The sequence below is a fragment of the Sphingomonas sanxanigenens DSM 19645 = NX02 genome (assembly GCF_000512205.2).
GTDB classification, from domain to species: domain Bacteria; phylum Pseudomonadota; class Alphaproteobacteria; order Sphingomonadales; family Sphingomonadaceae; genus Sphingomonas_D; species Sphingomonas_D sanxanigenens.
In genome coordinates this window covers 2,138,230-2,155,162 of record NZ_CP006644.1, presented here as the reverse complement: position 1 = coordinate 2,155,162, position 16,933 = coordinate 2,138,230, and the positions used below count along the sequence as shown (strand labels likewise).

The 16,933-nt window shown below is 66.5% G+C and carries 18 protein-coding genes; 8 read left to right on the top strand and 10 right to left on the bottom strand.

All coding sequences use genetic code 11. The features are described from left to right. Positions 1 to 28: 28 nt before the first annotated feature. Complete coding sequence (locus NX02_RS09915; RefSeq protein ID WP_025292040.1) at positions 29 to 712, top strand: fasciclin domain-containing protein; 684 nt, start codon at positions 29 to 31, stop codon at positions 710 to 712. 38 nt (positions 713 to 750) lie between these two features. Here the strand turns inward: NX02_RS09915 and NX02_RS09910 are convergent, their stop codons facing one another. The 3 genes from NX02_RS09910 to pgsA are packed head-to-tail and all read right to left on the bottom strand — an operon-like array spanning position 751 to position 2,021. Further along, positions 751 to 1,200 carry a molybdenum cofactor biosynthesis protein MoaE gene (locus NX02_RS09910; RefSeq protein WP_025292039.1) on the bottom strand — a complete coding sequence of 150 codons (450 nt, stop codon included), beginning with the start codon at positions 1,198 to 1,200 and terminating at the stop codon, positions 751 to 753. Beyond that, the gene (moaD, locus tag NX02_RS09905) at positions 1,197 to 1,454 is read right to left on the bottom strand and encodes a molybdopterin converting factor subunit 1 (RefSeq protein WP_025292038.1); all 258 of its coding nucleotides are present in this window, start codon (positions 1,452 to 1,454) and stop codon (positions 1,197 to 1,199) included. Before moaD ends, NX02_RS09910 begins: the two co-directional genes overlap by 4 nt. A gap of 3 nt (positions 1,455 to 1,457) precedes the next feature. Next, complete coding sequence (gene pgsA / locus NX02_RS09900; protein WP_025292037.1) at positions 1,458 to 2,021, bottom strand: CDP-diacylglycerol--glycerol-3-phosphate 3-phosphatidyltransferase; 564 nt, start codon at positions 2,019 to 2,021, stop codon at positions 1,458 to 1,460. Between the two features lie 168 nt (positions 2,022 to 2,189). Between pgsA and NX02_RS09895 the strand changes: the two genes are divergently transcribed. Both NX02_RS09895 and NX02_RS09890 read left to right on the top strand, forming a co-directional pair. Next, positions 2,190 to 3,479, top strand: coding sequence for an MFS transporter (locus NX02_RS09895; RefSeq protein WP_025292036.1), 1,290 nt, complete (start codon positions 2,190 to 2,192; stop codon positions 3,477 to 3,479). A gap of 126 nt (positions 3,480 to 3,605) precedes the next feature. Then, positions 3,606 to 4,580, top strand: a complete 975-nt coding sequence (locus tag NX02_RS09890; protein WP_025292035.1) for an NAD(P)H-dependent flavin oxidoreductase — start codon at positions 3,606 to 3,608, stop codon at positions 4,578 to 4,580. Positions 4,581 to 4,799: 219 nt separating this feature from the next. Here NX02_RS09890 and NX02_RS09885 read toward each other — a convergent pair whose 3' ends face one another. Continuing rightward, positions 4,800 to 4,997 (bottom strand): YdcH family protein, encoded by a 198-nt coding sequence (locus NX02_RS09885; RefSeq protein WP_025292034.1) that lies wholly within the window; start codon positions 4,995 to 4,997, stop codon positions 4,800 to 4,802. 145 nt (positions 4,998 to 5,142) lie between these two features. Here NX02_RS09885 and NX02_RS31460 point away from each other — a divergent pair, with 145 nt between their 5' ends. Continuing rightward, positions 5,143 to 5,298 carry a YdcH family protein gene (locus tag NX02_RS31460; protein WP_084717685.1) on the top strand — a complete coding sequence of 52 codons (156 nt, stop codon included), beginning with the start codon at positions 5,143 to 5,145 and terminating at the stop codon, positions 5,296 to 5,298. 118 nt (positions 5,299 to 5,416) lie between these two features. Here NX02_RS31460 and dksA read toward each other — a convergent pair whose 3' ends face one another. After that, positions 5,417 to 5,884, bottom strand: a complete 468-nt coding sequence (gene dksA, locus NX02_RS09880; RefSeq protein WP_025292033.1) for an RNA polymerase-binding protein DksA — start codon at positions 5,882 to 5,884, stop codon at positions 5,417 to 5,419. Positions 5,885 to 6,116: 232 nt separating this feature from the next. Further along, entirely contained in the window at positions 6,117 to 6,557 is a 441-nt protein-coding gene (locus NX02_RS09875) for a host attachment family protein (RefSeq protein ID WP_025292032.1), read from the bottom strand. A 99-nt stretch (positions 6,558 to 6,656) separates the two neighbouring features. Here NX02_RS09875 and serS point away from each other — a divergent pair, with 99 nt between their 5' ends. The 3 genes from serS (at position 6,657) to NX02_RS09860 (ending at position 10,180) form a co-directional block, all read left to right on the top strand. Continuing rightward, positions 6,657 to 7,937, top strand: a complete 1,281-nt coding sequence (gene serS / locus NX02_RS09870) for a serine--tRNA ligase (protein WP_025292031.1) — start codon at positions 6,657 to 6,659, stop codon at positions 7,935 to 7,937. Between the two features lie 81 nt (positions 7,938 to 8,018). Continuing rightward, positions 8,019 to 9,134 (top strand): peptidoglycan DD-metalloendopeptidase family protein, encoded by a 1,116-nt coding sequence (locus NX02_RS09865; protein ID WP_025292030.1) that lies wholly within the window; start codon positions 8,019 to 8,021, stop codon positions 9,132 to 9,134. A 29-nt stretch (positions 9,135 to 9,163) separates the two neighbouring features. Continuing rightward, entirely contained in the window at positions 9,164 to 10,180 is a 1,017-nt protein-coding gene (locus NX02_RS09860; protein WP_039997350.1) for a potassium channel family protein, read from the top strand. Positions 10,181 to 10,216: 36 nt separating this feature from the next. Here NX02_RS09860 and hflX read toward each other — a convergent pair whose 3' ends face one another. Further along, on the bottom strand, positions 10,217 to 11,515 hold the full coding sequence (hflX, locus tag NX02_RS09855) for a GTPase HflX (protein WP_025292028.1): 1,299 nt from the start codon (positions 11,513 to 11,515) through the stop codon (positions 10,217 to 10,219). Continuing rightward, positions 11,512 to 12,000 (bottom strand): RNA chaperone Hfq, encoded by a 489-nt coding sequence (gene hfq / locus NX02_RS09850; RefSeq protein ID WP_025292027.1) that lies wholly within the window; start codon positions 11,998 to 12,000, stop codon positions 11,512 to 11,514. Before hfq ends, hflX begins: the two co-directional genes overlap by 4 nt. Positions 12,001 to 12,101: 101 nt before the next feature. Here hfq and NX02_RS09845 point away from each other — a divergent pair, with 101 nt between their 5' ends. Next, positions 12,102 to 13,208: a hypothetical protein gene (locus NX02_RS09845; protein WP_162232670.1), complete on the top strand. Its 1,107-nt coding sequence runs from the start codon at positions 12,102 to 12,104 to the stop codon at positions 13,206 to 13,208. Positions 13,209 to 13,219: 11 nt separating this feature from the next. Here NX02_RS09845 and ntrX read toward each other — a convergent pair whose 3' ends face one another. Next, positions 13,220 to 14,605 (bottom strand): nitrogen assimilation response regulator NtrX, encoded by a 1,386-nt coding sequence (ntrX, locus tag NX02_RS09840; protein WP_025292025.1) that lies wholly within the window; start codon positions 14,603 to 14,605, stop codon positions 13,220 to 13,222. Further along, a complete protein-coding gene (locus NX02_RS09835) occupies positions 14,605 to 16,872 on the bottom strand; it encodes a sensor histidine kinase (protein WP_025292024.1) in 2,268 nt (755 codons plus the stop codon). The genes ntrX and NX02_RS09835 overlap by 1 nt, the downstream gene beginning before the upstream one ends. Positions 16,873 to 16,933 lie beyond the last annotated feature (61 nt).

The window sequence follows — 16,933 nt, the reverse complement described above, 5'->3', positions numbered from 1 at the left end:
GCGCCCGTCAATTGCCAAGGAGTTTACAATGATCCGCATCAGCCACGTCAGCTTAGTCGGCCTCGCGTCGGCGCTTGCGCTCGCCGCCGGAGCCGCCCAGGCGCAGACGGCTGATCCAGCCGCGCAGGCACAGACTGCCGATCCTGCCGCGCAGGCCCCTGCCGGCACCCCGGCCCCTGCCCCGGCTCCCGCCGCGAACGGCCCGGTCGTTGGCGGCGCGCCGATGTCGCCCGCCGCGTCGATCGTCGACAACGCTTCGAAGTCGCGTGATCACACCACGCTGGTCGCCGCCGTGAAGGCCGCGGAACTCGTGCCGACGCTGTCGGGACCGGGTCCGTTCACCGTGTTCGCGCCGACCAACGAGGCCTTCACCCGCCTCGCGCCGGGCACCGTCGACACGCTGATGAAGCCGGAAAACAAGCCCACGCTCGTCAAGGTGCTGACCTACCAGGTCGTCCCAGGGAAGTATAATTTCGCCGATCTCGGCAAGCTCAGCACCGAACAGGGCGGCATCGCGAAGCTGACCACGGTCGAAGGCGGCGTCCTCGAGGTCAAGGCAACAGCCGACATGATCGAACTGACCGATGAGAACGGCAACAAGGCCTATGTCTCGCAGCCGGACGTCGCGCAGTCCAACGGCATCATCCACGTCACCAATGGCGTAATGCTGCCGAAGCTCGATGCCCAGCCGGCGAGCTCGGCCGGCAACTGATCGCGGCAGCGCGGTGCGCCGGGGCCTGTGCGCAGGCCTCAGCGCGCCGCGTTCCAGCGCGAAGCCGAATCGAGATCTGTGCAGCGCTGCTCCACCCACCCCTGGCGCCCATCTGCATAGGATTCTCGCTTCCAGAAGGGTGCGTCGGTCTTGAGCCGGTCGATAAGATAGGCACATGCCTCCAGCGCCGCGCCGCGATGCGGCGCTGCTGTGCCGACGAAGACGATTCGGTCGCCGGGCCGCATGGGTCCCACCCGATGCACCAGCACAACACCGCTCAGCGACCAGCGCTCGGTTGCCTCTGCGGCAAGCGCGTTGAGCGCCGAATCCGTCATCAACGGATAATGTTCGAGCAACAGCTCCACCAGGCCGCCATCGCCGCGGACCAGGCCGGTAAAGGTCGATACAGCGCCCACCCCTTCGGCTTCGATCCGCGCCGCTTCACGCGCTGGATCAATCTCGTCGGTCGTAACGCGAACTTCGATCATCCGCCGGTCACCGGCGGAAACAGCGCGACTTCACTCGCGCCGGCGACGCTCCCGTCTAGCCCCACGAAACGCTGGTCGACCGCTGCACGCAGTTTTTCCGGCTCGGCCAGCGCAGTCGCGTAGCCACCGCCGCGCGCGGCGAGCCAGCCGAGCAGATCGCCGACGGTCTCGACCGCTTCGGGCAGATGCGCGCGCTCCTCGCCGATGCCGATCGCTTCGCGCACCCAGGCGAAATAGAGCAACGTCACTGCCATCGCTCAATCCATATGCCGGATGCCGACGCGCAGATAGTCCCAGCCGGTGATCAGCGTCAGCAACGCGGCGCTCCACAGGCTGAAGAGTCCGACATCCTTGATCCACACCCAATGGGGCAGCGCACCCGCGAGGATCAACGCGCCGAGCGCGACGAGCTGCAGCGTCGTCTTCCACTTGGCAAGCTGAGAAACGGGTATCGAGACCTTGAGCCCGGCGAGGAATTCCCGAAGCCCGGATACGGCGATCTCGCGCACGAGGATGACGATCGCGGGAATCAGGTGGATGCCCTGGATCGCGGCCGGATCGTGACGCGTGCCCGCCAGCATCAGGATCACCGCCGCGACCATGATCTTGTCCGCGATCGGATCGAGGAAGATCCCCAGCTTCGAGACGGCACCCTGCGCGCGCGCCAGATAGCCGTCGAAATAGTCGGTGATTCCCATCAGGCAGTAGAGCGCGAAGCCCAAGGCATAGCCCAGCTCCCACCCCGGAAACCACAGCAGGGCGACGAGCAGCGGCACCGTGAAGATGCGCGACAGGGTGAGGATGTTGGGTAGCGTCAGCATGGTGTCCGCACGCCTTAGCCCATTATGGCGACGGTTTGAAATCGCCCGTGCGGCAAAGATCCCGTCTGCGCCGCCTGGCGATCCCCGGGGGCACGGTGCCGATTGAACCTGTCACATTACCAGTCTATGCAGCGCCGCTGAGCATCCCGACGAGAACCATTCCCTTCCATGAAGATGTCAGTCGGGCTGCTTGCCCACCGTCGTTTCCTGCCCCTCTTCATCACCCAGATGCTGGGGGCCTTCAACGACAACCTCTTCAAGACGGCGATGGTGCTGCTCGCCACCTACAAGATTATCGATAGCCCGCAGATGCAGACGCTGTTCAGCGCGGTGGCGACCGGCTTGTTCATCCTGCCCTTCTTCCTGCTTTCGGCGCTCTCCGGCCAGCTTGCGGACATGCGCGACAAGGCCGCGATCATCCGCATCGTCAAGACCGCGGAGGTGTTCATCATGCTGCTGGGGGCGGGCGGACTGCTGCTTCACGAGACGCCGACGGTCGCGATCCCGATGATGCTCGCCGCGGTGCTCGCAATGGGCGTCCACTCCACCTTCTTCGGCCCGATCAAATATGCGATCTTGCCGCAGCATCTGGAAAGCGACGAGGTGCTGGGCGGCACCGGGCTGGTCGAAGCCGGCACCTATCTCGCCATTCTCGGCGGCACGATCACCGCCGGCTTCGTGGCTGACGATCCGCGCATCACCGCCCTGCTCGTGCTTGTCGTCGCCGGCATCGGCTGGTTCACCGGACGCCAGGTGCCGCCGGCGCCACCGGTCGGCGAGATCGAGAAGCTCGATTTCCACTTCGTCCGCGCATCGATCCGCCTCGTGTCCAACACGATGCACATCCCGCGGCTGTTCCTCGCGATCTGTTCGATCAGCTTCTTCTGGGCGATCGGCGCAGTGCTGATCGTGGAATTCCCGCCGCTGGTGAAGAATGTGCTGACTGCCGACGAGACCGTCGCCAGCGTGTTCCTTGCGATCTTTTCGGTGGGGGTCGCGATCGGCTCGGTCATCATCAACCGGATGCTCAAGGGCGAGGTGTCGGCGCGCTATTCGCCGGGATCGGTGATCGTGATGGGACTGTTCGTGGTGCTGCTCTTCGCGGTCGCAAAGAGCTGGACGGGGTTGCCGGGGGGGGAACTCTATGACTGGCGCGGCTTCCTCGCCCATTCCGGCGCGCCGCTGATGATCGTTGCGCTACTCGGTGTCGCGGTTGCAGGCGGCATGTTCGTCGTCCCGCTCTATGCGTTCCTTACCACCACCGTCTCCAAGGCCGAGACGGCCCGCACCGTCGCCGCGAACAATATCGTCAATTCGGGCGCGATGGTGATCGGCTCGGTCTGCGCGATCCTGATGAGCCTCTTCGGTCTTCCCCCGGCCGAGCAGCTTCTCGTCGTGGCGGCGATGTGCATCGTTTCCGCCTGGCTCGGCTGGAAACTGCACCGCGCCTGCGATTGAGCCGGCCAGAGCGATTCGCGCAGCCGGCACCGCGCCGCCGCGCGATCGGCATCGTCGGGGCCTGCCTGCCGTAGCGTCCAAGGCATGCCACTGGACAGCCCCCGCAAGCCGCCTATCACCGGCAGCATGACACTGCCTTCTCTGCTGTTCGATCGCCTCCGGCTGCCGGTCATCGGCTCGCCGCTGTTCATCGTCTCAACGCCCGATCTGGTGATCGCGCAGTGCAAGGCGGGGATCGTCGGATCCTTTCCGGCGCTCAACGCGCGTCCGCAGGCGATGCTCGACGAATGGCTCCACCGGATCACGGAGGAACTGGCGGCGTGGAACCGCGCCAATCCGGACCGTCCGGCTGCGCCCTTCGCGGTGAACCAGATCGTCCATCGCTCGAACGACCGGCTTGAGCAGGACCTCGAAACCTGCGCGCGCTGGCAGGTGCCGATCATCATCACGTCGCTGGGCGCGCGCGAGGATCTCAACGCCGCGGTGCATGGCTGGGGCGGGCTGACGCTGCACGATGTGATCGACGACCGGTTCGCGCGCAAGGCGATCGAGAAGGGCGCGGACGGGCTGATCGCCGTCGCGGCCGGCGCCGGCGGCCATGCCGGCACCCTCTCCCCCTTCGCGCTGCTGCAGGAGATCCGGCACTGGTTCGATGGACCGCTGGTGCTGTCGGGCGCGATCGCCTCGGGGCGCGCGATCCTCGCGGCGCAGGCGGCCGGCGCCGACCTTGCCTATATCGGTTCGGCCTTCATCGCGACGGAAGAGGCCAACGCCTCGGCAGCATATAAGCAGTCGATCGTCGAAGGCCACGCTGCCGACATCGTCTACACCGATCTCTTCACCGGCGTTCATGGCAATTACATCCGCGGCTCGATCGTCGCCGCTGGGCTGGATCCGGACAATCTGCCCAGCGGCGACGTCCGCGCGATGAATTTCGGCTCCGGCGGCAATCAGGGAGCCAAGGCCTGGCGCGACATCTGGGGCTCCGGCCAGGGCATCGGCGCGGTCGACGCGGTCGAAAGCGTCGCGGTGCGGGTCGATCGGCTCGAAGCGGAGTATCGCGCGGCCAAGGCTTCGTTGGACGCCCGCGTCACGGCCTGACCCGCGCGCCGTCACAGACCGACCGGTTGGGTGCGCACGCGTCAAGCCTCCCAAGAAAAGATCACGCGATCAGCCGGCGACAGACTGTCACGGTCGGCATTCCCTGAATGGTCGAAATAGCGATGCGCAGCCTCGGCAAGCGTAGCGGCTTCGCCGTCCAGCGCTTCGATCGGTCGTGCGACCGGCCAGCGTCGGCGTCAGAATCGCATGCAGGGCATCTCAGGCGATGATGTCAGGTACGAGATGATCCTCGAGCGACGCGATTTCATCGCGCAGCCGCAGCTTGCGCTTCTTCAGGCGCGCCAACTGGAGTTGGTCCGCCGCCGCGTTCGCCATCAGCGCAGCGATCGCCGCGTCGAGGTCACGATGCTCCACCCGCAGCATGCCGATGCGTCGTCTGAGCTCCTGTTCATCCATCGCCTTGCACGCCCCGTCCCGATCCCGATCATGTCGTCGCCTGTTCGACCGCGACCCATCGAATCGATGCCTCCACCGATGGAGACATCGCCGCCGAATCATGTTCTACTTCGACAGTCGTTCACAGCGAAGAGGGAGACGCTCAATGGAAAGCGCGCATTTTGCGGCACTTGAAGCGAAACATGCTGGATTGGACGCGCGACTCGCTGAAGAGCTGCGCCGGCCGGCCCCCGACAGTGCAGCGATCGCAGCGCTGAAGAAACAAAAACTTAGAATCAAGGAAGAGCTGATCGGCCACTGACCGAAGCCTACCGACCCGAGCGGGCGGCCGGTGACAACCGGCCGGCCGCAGTCGGATCAGCCCCTGCAAATCCTCACGACCAGATCATGACCGCTCCGAACTAGCGGCTCGACCTACCTTATTCGTCGCGCGACACCTTTTCGTTTCGCTCATGACGCTCCTGCGCCTCGACCGTCATCGTCGCAATCGGTCGCGCTTCGAGGCGGCCCAGCGAGATCGGCTCGCCGGTCACTTCGCAATAGCCATATTCACCTTCGTCGATCCGGCGCAGCGCCGCATCGATCTTCGAGATCAGCTTTCGCTGACGATCGCGGGTACGCAGTTCGATCGACCAGTCGGTCTCACTCGACGCGCGATCGGTAACATCCGCTTCACGCAACGAATCGGTCTGGAGCTGGGCGAGCGTGCCCTTTGCTTCCCGAAGGATGTTTTCCTTCCAGGAAATCAGCTTGTGTCTGAAATAATCCTGCTGCCGTTCGTTCATGAACGGCTCGTCAGGACCCGGACGATAATCATCGGCCGCCCCGCCGGCAGCTTGGTCGCTGCCCTTGTCGCCATCGTCGAACGTATCCACCGCAGTCGCCATAAAACTCTCCGCCCCAACGGCCCGCAGGTCGTAAGCGCCGCGAATTGCCGTCAGCCCATGCGGGCCTATAGACAGCCACCGGATCGTGCACAAGCGACGCGATCATCTTGAAGTTTCGTCAAAAGCCTGAGCGAGGTGCGGTCCGGCTATCTCGCCTCTTCGAAATCGCGGATAGCCGAACCAACGTTACACGGCCATGAATTCGGCTGGCACGCCGCGTTTCGAGGCGCGCTCAAGCCCCCATCAGGATCTTCTCGATGCGGTCGACCGGGTGCCCGGTAAGATCCTTCGCGAGTTCACCCTGCAGACGCCGCTCCACCTCGACATGGTAATTGCTGCGGAGCACGGCCAGCGTTTTCGGCGGGGCGACGACGACCAGCGATTCGAACCGGCCGTCGAGAGCCCAACGACGGAGCCGGTCCGCCGCGTCGGCTGCGAACCGATCCTCTTCCTGCTGATGGAAGTCCGTCTCCTGCATCGTGTCCCGGCCATATCCAGCGCTGGAGAAGGATACGCCCGGCGCATCGCTCTTGATGTCGCGATCAGCGGGCAATTCCTGCTCATCCGCGCGAACCACCTCGAGGTTGAGATGCACCGCGTCGCCCTCATTGCGCAGGTAGAGCGCCTTGCGACCATCGGCGACGACGACGTAGCAATCATGTGCGATCTGCATCAGCGACCTCCTTGGTTATTTCCATGCGTATCTGCCGATGAGAACGCGTGGGGCCCTGCGGGGTTGCGTGGACGGGGTCTGCCCGCCATAGGCGCGGCCATGCACGATATCCGCATGATCCGGGAGAATCCGGCCGGTTTCGATGCGGCGCTTGCGCGCCGCGGATTGCCCGCCGCCGCCGATGCGCTGCTGCAGCGCGACGAGGCGCATCGCAGCCTGCTCACTCAGGCGCAGACCGCTCAGGCGCGGCGCAACGAGGCGTCGAAGCTGATCGGCCAGGCCAAGGCGCGCAAGGACGAGGCAACCGCTGCAGCGCTGATGGCCGAGGTCGGCGCGCTCAAGGAGGATCTGCCGCGCATCGAAGCTGCCGCCGCAGCCGAGGGTGAAGCGCTCACCGCGGCACTCGCCGCGCTGCCCAACCTGCCCGCTGCCGAGGTGCCCGATGGCGCGGACGAGGCGGACAATACGGAGCAGTTCCGCTGGGGCAGCCCGCGCGCCTTCGATTTCGATCCCCGCGAACATGCCGATTTCGCCCCCGCGCTCGGCCTCGATTTCGAGGGTGCGGCGGCGATTTCCGGCACGCGCTTCGCCGCGCTGCGCGGACCGATGGCGCGCCTGCACCGCGCGCTCGGCCAGTTCATGCTCGATCGGCAGACCGTCTCGAACGATTATGTGGAGGTTGCGCCGCCGCTGCTGGTGCGTGACGAGGCGATGTTCGGCACCGGCCAGCTTCCAAAATTCGCCGAGGACCTGTTCCGTACCACCGATGGCCGCTGGCTGATCCCGACCGCCGAGGTCAGCCTGACCAACCTCGTGCGCGAACGCATCCTCGACCCCGCCGATTTGCCGCTGCGCTTCACCGCGCTCACCCCCTGCTTCCGGTCGGAGGCGGGTTCCGCCGGCCGCGACACCCGCGGGCTGATCCGCCAGCACCAGTTCGAAAAAGTGGAACTGGTCGCGATCTGCACGCCCGAGCAATCCGCGGCGGAGCATGACCATATGCTTGCCGCCGCCGAAGGCATATTGCAGGCGCTCGAACTGCCGTATCGGCGGATGCTGCTGTGCACCGGCGACATGGGGTTCTCGGCGCGCAAGACGTTCGATCTCGAGGTCTGGCTGCCGGGCCAGCAGGCCTATCGCGAGATCAGCAGCGTTTCCAACTGCGGCGATTTCCAGGCACGGCGGATGAATGCGCGCTACCGCCCCGAAGGGGAAAAGGGCACGCGCTTCCTCCACACGCTCAACGGTTCGGGCCTGGCAGTCGGCCGCACGCTCGTCGCCGTGCTGGAAAATTATCAGCAGGCCGATGGCAGCGTCAGCGTGCCGGCGGCGCTCATCCCTTATATGGGTGGGGTCGACCGGCTTTCGCCTGCGGCATGACCTCCGCGTTTGACCGGCGCGCCATCGTTGGCGATGGTGGTTGCCGGGCGGCGCCTTCGCGCTGACGGTCAGGGAAGGCGGATGCGATCGAAGCGCAGCGATAACCGGCGCACGCGAACGTCCGGCAGCCGCCTGACCCGCGTCGCGCTGTTCATCGCCTGCGCGGCCGCGCTCGCGGGCTGCATTCCGCAGGGTCGCGCGCCCGCGCCCCGCACGGCGCCCGGACCACGAGCGGAAAACCGGCCACCGGCGAACGAGGCCGTGCAGTTGCCGCCGCAGCCTCCCGCCGCGTCGGGACCGAGTTGGGAGGCACAGCGCGTCGCCGCAGACGCCAGGACCATCCCGGCCGGCAGCTATCGCGTTGTGGCCGGCGACACGCTGCGCGCGATCGCAAGCAAGACCGGCGCCGGCTCCGAGGCCATCGCCCGCGCCAACCGGCTCCAGCCACCCTTCCTGATCCGGCCGGGCCAACGGCTGCGCATTCCCGCCGGCCGCTATCACCGCGTCCGTGAGGGACAGACCGGCATCGCGATCGCGTTCGCCTATCATGTCGACTGGAACCGCATCATCGATCTCAACGCGCTGGAGCCGCCCTACACGCTGCGCACCGGCATGCTGCTCGCGCTGCCCGACAACGCCGAGGTCGCCGCTATGAGCCTCGAACAGCGCGCCGCCGCCTTCTCGATCGACATCGGCGACATCGCCACCGGCGCCGAACCCGCGACCGCGGAGGATGAACCGCCGCCACCACCACCCGCGCGCAGCCCCGCCGTGGCGGTGCCGTCGACACGGCCGGTCGGCGAACCCGGCCGGTTCAACGGCCGCTTCGAATGGCCGCTGACGGGGCGGATCCTGACGCGCTTCGGCCCCGGCGGGGGCGGACGGGTCAACCAGGGCATCAAGATCGCGGCCACGCGCGGCGCACCGATCCGTGCGGCCGCGGACGGCGTCGTCGCCTATGCCGGTGCCGAGATCGCCATCTATGGTGGGCTGGTGCTGATCCGTCACGGCGACGGCTGGATCACCGCCTATGGCCATGCCGAGCGCATCGGCGTCGTGCGCGGGCAGGCGGTGAAGCGCGGCGATGTGATCGGCTATGCCGGCGAGACCGGATCCGCGCGCGAGCCGCAGCTGCATTTCGAGATCCGCCACAACCGCACGCCCATCGATCCGCTGCGCGAACTGCCGCAACGATGATCCGCCCCCACCGCCTGAGCGCCGATCAGATGAAGCCGCTCAGGCGCCGGTCGGACATACCGATCTGGCTGGCGCTCGGATGGCGCGCGTTTGCCGTGCTGGGGCTGATCGGCATCGTCCTCACCGTACACTGGTTCGACCGCGATGGCCTCAAGGACAATGTCGATAGCGCGATCAGCTTCGGGGACGTGCTATATTTCACGATGATCACGGTTACCACCGTGGGTTTCGGCGATATCGTGCCCGTGACGGATCGGGCACGGATGTTCGACACCTTCGTCGTCACCCCGATCCGCGTGTTCATCTGGCTGATCTTTCTGGGAACCGCATATGACTTCGTCCTCAAACGCACGTGGGAGCGATGGCGGATGGCCATGATCCAGCGCAATCTCGACGATCATGTCATCGTCGCAGGCTATGGTTCGAGCGGCGCGGAAGCCGTACGCGAACTGATCGCGCGCGGCACCCCCGCCGAGCAGATCGTCGTGATCGATTCGCGCGCCGACCGCATCCACCACGCCGAACTGGTCGGCTGTTCGGTGCTGGAGGCCGATGCGACGCGGGACATCACGCTGCAGGCGGCGAAGGTGGAGCGCGCACGCGGCATGATTGTCTCGGCCGGCCGCGACGATACCTCGATCCTCATCCTGCTGACCGCGCGCCACCTCGCGCCGCGGCTGCCGATCAGCATCGCGGTGCGCAACGAGGATAACGAACTGCCGGCACGGCAGGCGGGTGCGAACATTGTCATCAACCCGGCAAGTTTCGCCGGCCTGCTGCTTGCCGGGTCGACGCATGGCGCGCATATCGCCGACTATATGGCTGATCTGGCGGCGGCGAGCGGCCGCGTGCAGCTCAACGAGCGCGAGGCGACCCCTGACGAGATCGGACGCCCGCTGCGCGCGATCGGCAGCGGCCTTGGCGTACGCCTCTATCGGCGGGGGCTGCCGATCGGCTTCTGGGAACCCGGCGCGCAAGCGCTCGAAGCCGGCGACACGATCGTCGAGATCATCCCGGGCGAAGACCAGACCGTCCCGAGAGGCTGAGCCCCTCCCCGAGCAAAGCTCGGGGAGGGGAATGGCTCACGCACCCCGCGACTGGAACCGCGCCCAGTCCGTCTCGGAAAGGCGCACGTCGAGATGGATCGTCTCGCCATCAGCGTCCTGCGTCAGCACCTCGCCATGCGCGTGGAGCCACGCGGCGGCGGCACCATCGGCGATCGGCAGATCGATATGGCGCACGCGGGCGGTTGCGGTCAGCCGGGTCGACATCATCCGGCGCAGCGCCTCGACGCCCTCACCGGTCTGCGCCGAGATCAGTACGACATCATCGCGCCGCGCAGCTTCCGCCGCCAACGCCGCCTGCGTTTCGGGATCGAGCAGATCCACCTTGTTCCACGCCTCGATCCGCGGCGCGGCGCCGTCGCCGCTGACACCGATCTCGGCGAGCACCTGTTCGACATCGGTCGCCTGCGCATCGCTGTCGGGATGCGCGATGTCGCGGACATGGACGATCAGGTCGGCTGAGGTGACCTCTTCCAGCGTTGCCCGGAACGCCGCGACAAGCTGCGTCGGCAGGTCCGAAACGAAACCGACGGTGTCGGAGAGGATCGCCTTGTCGAGCCCCGGCAGCGTGATCTGCCGCATCGTCGGATCGAGCGTCGCGAACAGCAGGTCCTCCGCCATCACCCCCGCCCCGGTCAGCCGGTTGAACAAGGTCGACTTGCCGGCATTGGTATATCCGACCAGCCCGACCACCGGCCAGGGTGCCCGCCGGCGCCGCTCGCGATGCAGGCCGCGCGTGCGGCTGACCTGCTCCAGTTCGCGCCGGAGCTTGGCCATCCGATCGCGGATCATCCGCCGGTCGGCCTCGATCTGCGTTTCACCCGGACCGCCGAGGAAGCCGAAGCCGCCGCGCTGCCGCTCGAGGTGGGTCCAGCTCCGCACGAGACGGCCGGCCTGATAGTCGAGATGCGCGAGTTCCACCTGCAACCGCCCCTCGGCAGTCGCAGCGCGTTCGCCGAAGATTTCGAGGATCAGGCCGGTGCGGTCGATCACCTTGGTCTTGAGTTCCTCCTCCAGGTTGCGCTGCTGGACGGGCGTGACCGCGCCGTCGACGACGACGAGTTCGGCCTCGTGGGCGCGCGCCACGGTGGCGAGCGCCTCGACCTGACCGGCACCGAACAAGGTTGCGGGCCGCGGCTGGCGGACGCGGTAGGCGATGCGATCGACCACATCGATACCGATCGCCTCCGCGAGCCCCGCCGCTTCGTCGAGGCGCGCCTCTACGTCGCGGTCACCGCCCTTCCCCATGTCGGGATAGGCGACGACCGCTTTCGCACCGCGGCGGAACTCGTCTTCTTCGCGTCTGAAGCCGCTCAATCTTCGTCCTGATCGGTCTCGCCTGCCAGGTTCAGCGGATGCGCCGGCTGAACCGTGGAAACAGCGTGCTTGTAGACCAGTTGCGCCATGCCGTCACGCTGGAGCAGCATGCAGAACAGATCATAGGCCACGATCGCGCCCTGGAGCATGACGCCGTTGACGAGGAACATCGTCACCGGATCGCCCGAGCGGCGGACGGCGTTGAGGAAGATCTCCTGGAGAAGCTGTGCCTTGCGCTCATTTTCGGCGAAGGCCTTTTCGATCGGTGCAAGATCCAGCGGATGCGCCGGCATGACCGTGGAAATCGCATGCTTGTAGATCAGCTGCGACTGACCGTCGCGCCTGAGCAGCACCGAGAAATTGTCAAACCAGGTGATAATGCCCTGCAGTTTCACGCCCTTTACCAGAAACATCGTTACCGGTGTCTTGGATTTGCGCAGGGTGTTGAGGAAAATATCCTGAAGGTTATTGATCTTGTCGGCCATATTTAGCTCCGGTTGTTGGCAGGTCGTGGCCTGCAATCGCCGCCTTGTTCGAACGGACGTCGTCAGCCTCCGCGCGGTTCGCGGGTGCAGCATGAATGTAGATGAACGGGCTCAGGATTCAACGAAGGAATTCGCGCCGGAATGGCGCGATGCGGCAAAGCGGGGTTGAACGGCCGACGCCCGCAGGGTTTATCGCAGATCGGGGAATCGCGAACCGGGGGGTATCGCACATGGCATATGCGGATGAATTCGGCGGCTATCATGAAGAGCCGGCAGGGCCGGCCCCATGGCTGATGTCGGCGGCGATCGCGGGCGGGCTGGCCGTCACGGTCGGCCTCACGCTTCTGCTTCTCCGAACCGAGGCGGCGTTGCAGCCGGTGATGCTGCTTGGCGCCGTCCTTGCGATCGCTGCGATTGCCTGGCTGATATTGTGGGCAACGCTCCTCAGGCGCGCGTCGGCGGCCTGGTCCGTCGCCGCTTTCGCGCTGGTCGCCCCGCCGGCGCTCGCTATCGGCATCGGCAGCCTCGTGTGGGAGGGGATGAAGGCCGAGCAGGACGCCAAGGCAACCGCAACTATCGCGGCGGCGGCCGCAGACGTCCGGGACCCACGCGTATCGACCACGCTGCCGCCGGCGAAAGGTCCGATGTCCAGCCTGCTCCGCCGGGCGCTGATTGACCTTCTCGCGAACCAGCGCGACTATGCCCGGGCAGTGGATGCCTCCGGCATCGGCGATCTCAACTCGTTTGCCACACTGACCCGCAAGGGATCGGTCATCGAGAATTGCGGACGACTCGGCCAATTGGCCAAGACGTTCGAAGCGTCGAAAAAGCGCCATGCCTCGATCACAGCCGAGGCGAAACGCGCCCCCGAACTCGCAACAATGCAGGTCGCGATGAGGCGCCAATTTCTCGCCAGCATGGAGCAAACCCTCAGCCGCGGCAGCGCCTATGCCCAACAGGTTTCCGGTTATGAACTGGATGCCATCGAAGCCGCGGAAGATGCCTGCGAAGTGCTGGCGCATCGCCGCTGGTTGCTCGAAGGCGATCGGATCATGTTCACCAGCGCGGCGGATCTATCGCGGTTTCAGCACGCCGTCCGGGCGATGCAGATCGCGGGCGCCGAACAGGAGCGGCTGGTCGAGCAGCAGCGGGCACAGTTGCGGACCATGGGCGAAGGAATGATCCGCGGCACCTTAGCGCCCCGCTGAGCGGCCTGCCCTCATTCGTCCTCGTCGCGATTGTCCGAGATGCCGAGGATCTTGAGTTTGCGGTGCAGCGCCGAGCGCTCCATGCCGATGAAGCTCGCGGTGCGGGAGATATTGCCCGAGAATCGGCGGATCTGCACGCGCAGATACTCCCGCTCGAACGTCTCGCGGGCCTCGCGCAGCGGCGCGCCCATGATCGATCCCACGCCGCTGCCCGCGCCGACCGCAGGTTGATCGCCCAGGATCTCGGGCGGCAGCATGTCCATGTCGATGCGCCCGATCCGGTCGCCCGGCGCGAGGATGATCGTGCGTTCGACGATATTGCGCAATTGACGGACGTTGCCCGGCCAGTCGAACGCCTGCAACGCGGCCACGGCGTCGGGCGCCACCTGCGGCGTCGGCACGCGCCGCTCGCTGGCGTAGCGCGCCACGAAATGATCGACCAGCGAAGGAATGTCCTCGCGGCGCTCCGACAGCGGCGGCAGATGCACCGGCACCACGTTCAACCGGTAATAGAGATCCTCGCGGAAGCGCCCCGCCGCGATCAATTCGCCGAGCACGCGCGACGTCGCCGAAACCACGCGGACATCGACCTTCACGGTGCGCTGCCCGCCGACGCGGGTGAAACTCTGGTCGGTCAGCACCCGCAGGATGCGCCCCTGCGTCGCCAGCGGCATGTCCGCGATCTCGTCGAGGAACAAGGTGCCGCCATGCGCCTGTTCGAGCAGGCCCGCGCGAACCATCTCGCCGCCCTGCTCGGCGCCGAACAATTCCTCCTCGACGCGCTCCGGCGTCATCCGCGCCGCGCTGACGACGACGAACGGCGCATTGGCGCGCGGGCTCCACATATGGAGCAGCCGCGCCGCGACCTCCTTGCCGACGCCCGCCGGACCGGTGACGAGCACCCGGCTGCCGGTGGCGGCAACGCGCTTCAACGTCGCGCGTACCCCGTTGATCGCCGACGACGCACCGGTCAGTTCCTCTTCCTGCCCGACCTGCGCCTTGAGCGACGCAACCTCGCGGCGCAGCCGCTCCGTCTCGGTGGCGCGGCTGACGAGGTGGAGCAGCTTCTCCGCCTCGAACGGCTTTTCGATGAAGTCGGCCGCCCCGCGCCGGATCGCGGCGACAGCGGTATCGATGTTGCCATGGCCGGAAATCACCAGCACCGGCAGCGAGCTGTCCCGCCGCTTGATCTCGTCGAGCAGGTCGAGCCCGTCGAGCCGTGATCCCTGCAGCCAGACGTCGAGCAGAACCAGCGATGGCCGGCGATCATCGATGGCAGCGAGCGCCGAATCGCTGTCCGCCGCGGAGCGCGCGGTGTACCCTTCATCCTCGAGCACACCGGCCACCAGCTCGCGGATGTCGCGTTCATCGTCGACGATCAGCACGTCAAGCGCCATCAATCATTCCTTATTCTGGTAAGCGTCATCGGCGACGCATCGCCGTCGTTCGCGGCCGACGCGGGTGCGTCGCCGAGGTCGAGATTGGCGAGCATCGCCGGATCGAGCAGAATCGTCACGACCGTTCCGCCGCCGGGCCGATCACCGAAGGCGATCGTGCCGCAATGCTCCTCGACGATCTTCTTGACGATCGCGAGGCCAAGGCCGGTGCCCCGCGCGCGCGTCGTCATATAGGGTTCGACCAGCCGGTCACGCTCGGCGGGAAGGCCGATGCCATTGTCCGCCACCGCGATGCGGATCAGCCCATCGGGCAGCAGCTCTACGGTCATGGCGACGAAGCCGGGATCGCCCGCCACATCGCCGCGCGATTCGATCGCCTCCACCGCATTCTTGACGATGTTGGTCAGCGCCTGCCCGAGCTGGCGACGGTCGCTGACGATCTCGATCGACGGATCGGGCGCGTCGAGCGTGAAGCGGACGGTCGGGTGCGCCACTTCGTGCAGGAACAGCGCCTGGCGGGCGATGTCGATCAGCGCCTCCACGCGGAAGACCGGCTTGGGCATTCGCGCGAAGGACGAGAACTCGTCGACCATCCGCCGCAGATCGCCAACCTGGCGGACGATCGTATCGGTCAGCCGCTCGAAGGTGGGTTTGTCGCTCTGGATCTCTTTGGCATAGCGGCGGCGGAGCCGCTCGGCGGCGAGCTGGATCGGCGTCAGCGGGTTCTTGATCTCATGCGCAATGCGGCGCGCGACGTCCGACCAGGCGGCGCGGCGCTGGTCGAGCAATTGCTGGGTGATGTCGTCGAACGTCAGCACATGACCCTGCTCGTCGTGCACCACCTTCACCGCCAATGTGCGCTGCTCGCCACCGCTTGTGAGCTGGACGATCGATTCGCGCTCGCCGCAGTCGATCAGCGCATCGAGTTCCGGCGCGACGCTTGCCAGCGGCTGCCCTACCGGGCTTTCGCCGCCGGTCCGCAGGAAGGTCGCCGCGGTGAGGTTGATCAGGCTGATTACGCGCGCCTTGTCCACCGAGATCACCCCGGCGGACACGCTGGAGAGCACGGCCTCGATGAAAGCGCGACGGCTGTCGAGCTGGTCGTTGGCGGCGACGAGCGCGCCGGTCTGTTCTTCCAGGCGCCGCGTCATCCTGTTGAACGCGGTGGCGAGCGTGCCGACCTCGTCCTGCGTGCGCGGCGACGCGACGCGCGCGGAGAGCTCACCGGCGGCGACCCGCCGCGCGGCATCGACCAGCTCGCCCACCGGGCGCACCAGCCGGTCCGCCACCTGCAATGCGATCCACACCGCCGCCCCCACGATCAACAGCGAAATCACCAGCAGGGCGGCGTTGAACTGTAGCTGCAGCGCACGGCTGCGGTCGAGCAGGGCATTGTAATCGCGCAGCACGCCGCTCGCGCGGGCAAGCACCTCTGCATCGTAGCGACGCGATGCATAAAGATAGATATCGCGATCGGGAAACAGCCGCGCGACCGCCTCTACGCGATCCTTGGTCTCGCTGATCACCACTGGTTTGCCCGCGCGCAGCGTGCCGACCACCGCCGACGATACCCGCTGTTCCACATCGCGCGCATCGGGATTGACCATTGCCAGCGTCACGGGCTGCCCATTCGCACCGATGCTGACGATCGCGGATTCGTTCAGGTGGCGCGTGGCCATCTGGAAGGCATAGCCGCCGATGAAGTCGGGGCTGTCATAGGGCGCCTGCCCCAGATAGTCGCGCAGGTCGCTCGCCATCGTCTGCGTCTCGGCAGCAACCTGAGAGCGCTGCTCCTGATAATAGCCCTGCACAAGCTCGCTGGCATTCTCCAGCATGCCGCGCGCGCGGTCCGAGAACCAGAATTCTACGCCATACTGGAACAGCAGGGAGGCGAAGATCACCACCAGCAAGGTGGGCACCGCTGCGATCACCGAGAACAAGGCGACCAGTCGCACGTGCAGACGGCCGTTCCCGCCGATCGGCGAGCGCGCCGCGCGGCCATGCGCCACGCGGCGGCCGAGCAGCACGAGCAGCGCGATCGCCGGCACCAGATTGGCGACCAGCAGCAAAGCGACGAGCGGCGGCGTCAGCAGCTTCTGCGGAGACCGCTCGCCGCCGATGATGAAATAGCTGGCGACGCCGATCGCCACCGCAAGGACCAGCGCGATCACCTCCACAGCCGGCATCAGCCGGCGGCGGCCAAGCAGGATCGCGACCTTGCGTCGCAGGCGGGTCAGGCCAGTGGACGCGCTGCGTGCGGCATTCATCGTTGCAGCCGTACAACAGTTTCGTTGCACAGCAAACACAGTTGGTCGCGGAACGGAGCGA

Excerpts from the sequence above, each read along its gene's own strand:
- NX02_RS09915 (WP_025292040.1), top strand. The coding sequence starts at position 29 with ATGATCCGCATCAGCCACGTCAGCTTAGTCGGCCTCGCGTCGGCGCTT.
- NX02_RS09910 (WP_025292039.1), bottom strand. The coding sequence starts at position 1,200 with ATGATCGAAGTTCGCGTTACGACCGACGAGATTGATCCAGCGCGTGAA.
- moaD (WP_025292038.1), bottom strand. The coding sequence starts at position 1,454 with ATGGCAGTGACGTTGCTCTATTTCGCCTGGGTGCGCGAAGCGATCGGC.
- pgsA (WP_025292037.1), bottom strand. The coding sequence starts at position 2,021 with ATGCTGACGCTACCCAACATCCTCACCCTGTCGCGCATCTTCACGGTG.
- NX02_RS09895 (WP_025292036.1), top strand. The coding sequence starts at position 2,190 with ATGAAGATGTCAGTCGGGCTGCTTGCCCACCGTCGTTTCCTGCCCCTC.
- NX02_RS09890 (WP_025292035.1), top strand. The coding sequence starts at position 3,606 with ATGACACTGCCTTCTCTGCTGTTCGATCGCCTCCGGCTGCCGGTCATC.
- NX02_RS09885 (WP_025292034.1), bottom strand. The coding sequence starts at position 4,997 with ATGGATGAACAGGAGCTCAGACGACGCATCGGCATGCTGCGGGTGGAG.
- NX02_RS31460 (WP_084717685.1), top strand. The coding sequence starts at position 5,143 with ATGGAAAGCGCGCATTTTGCGGCACTTGAAGCGAAACATGCTGGATTG.
- dksA (WP_025292033.1), bottom strand. The coding sequence starts at position 5,884 with ATGGCGACTGCGGTGGATACGTTCGACGATGGCGACAAGGGCAGCGAC.
- NX02_RS09875 (WP_025292032.1), bottom strand. The coding sequence starts at position 6,557 with ATGCAGATCGCACATGATTGCTACGTCGTCGTCGCCGATGGTCGCAAG.
- serS (WP_025292031.1), top strand. The coding sequence starts at position 6,657 with ATGCACGATATCCGCATGATCCGGGAGAATCCGGCCGGTTTCGATGCG.
- NX02_RS09865 (WP_025292030.1), top strand. The coding sequence starts at position 8,019 with ATGCGATCGAAGCGCAGCGATAACCGGCGCACGCGAACGTCCGGCAGC.
- NX02_RS09860 (WP_039997350.1), top strand. The coding sequence starts at position 9,164 with ATGAAGCCGCTCAGGCGCCGGTCGGACATACCGATCTGGCTGGCGCTC.
- hfq (WP_025292027.1), bottom strand. The coding sequence starts at position 12,000 with ATGGCCGACAAGATCAATAACCTTCAGGATATTTTCCTCAACACCCTG.
- NX02_RS09845 (WP_162232670.1), top strand. The coding sequence starts at position 12,102 with ATGAACGGGCTCAGGATTCAACGAAGGAATTCGCGCCGGAATGGCGCG.
- ntrX (WP_025292025.1), bottom strand. The coding sequence starts at position 14,605 with ATGGCGCTTGACGTGCTGATCGTCGACGATGAACGCGACATCCGCGAG.
- NX02_RS09835 (WP_025292024.1), bottom strand. The coding sequence starts at position 16,872 with ATGAATGCCGCACGCAGCGCGTCCACTGGCCTGACCCGCCTGCGACGC.